The organism is Streptomyces aureocirculatus (genome assembly GCF_000720475.1).
GTDB lineage: Bacteria > Actinomycetota > Actinomycetes > Streptomycetales > Streptomycetaceae > Streptomyces > Streptomyces aureocirculatus.
This window is the reverse complement of the sequence record NZ_JOAP01000150.1, coordinates 1-650: the sequence shown is the minus strand read 5'-3', so window position 1 is coordinate 650 and position 650 is coordinate 1. Positions and strand designations below refer to the sequence as shown.

Annotated in this window: 1 protein-coding gene; it reads left to right on the top strand. The window is 67.1% G+C overall.

The window, feature by feature from the left end:
• Positions 1-143 precede the first annotated feature (143 nt).
• Positions 144-341 (top strand): hypothetical protein, encoded by a 198-nt coding sequence (locus IG78_RS50835; RefSeq protein ID WP_211267723.1) that lies wholly within the window; start codon positions 144-146, stop codon positions 339-341.
• Positions 342-650: the final 309 nt, after the last annotated feature.

The following is a 650-nucleotide window of genomic DNA, read 5'->3' as shown; positions in this document are numbered from 1 at the left end:
ACGACACCCGCGACCGCCACCCCTGCTTCACCCCTCTTCGCTGCCTGCTGTCGGCGTACACCTGAACGTGGCTCTGGCAAGATTTTCGTAGCCGGAGATCATCTCGGTGACACGGCCGGCCGGTCCGTATGGCGTCGGCGGAGGTGGGCGATCAGGACGACGCGGTGGCGGAGAAGAGAGACACCGGCTCGTCCGGCCATGAGGCGTTTCTGCAGCTTGACGTCGGTGATGCGCCCTTTGAGTTGGGGGCAGTGTTCGAGGAGCCGGGGCAGGCGCTCGTTGATGTGCGGGCTGCGGCGGTGCGGGTGGGTGGTGATCCAGCGGGCCGCTTCGCGAGGTGAGGGTGGGCGCTCGCGTGGCTCGTCGATGGGCAGGCCGCGGCGGAGGGATCATCTGGGACTGCGCCTCGCGGGGAGCGGCATGCGATGTGGTCCGGGGTGCTGCTGCTCTTCATCCCCTGCGCCAAGAGACGCAGGCTTGGACGGTGGCGTGTGGGCTCTCAGTCCAGCCGGGGCATGGAAGGTCCTCTTGGATGCGGGGAGAGTACGTGGAGGTCACTGGCGTCGGCCTCGGCTTGTCCGCTTCACTGTCGGTGTCCTGCAGGTACAGCGTCAGAATTCCACCGGCGGTGACAAGACCCACCCACGTTA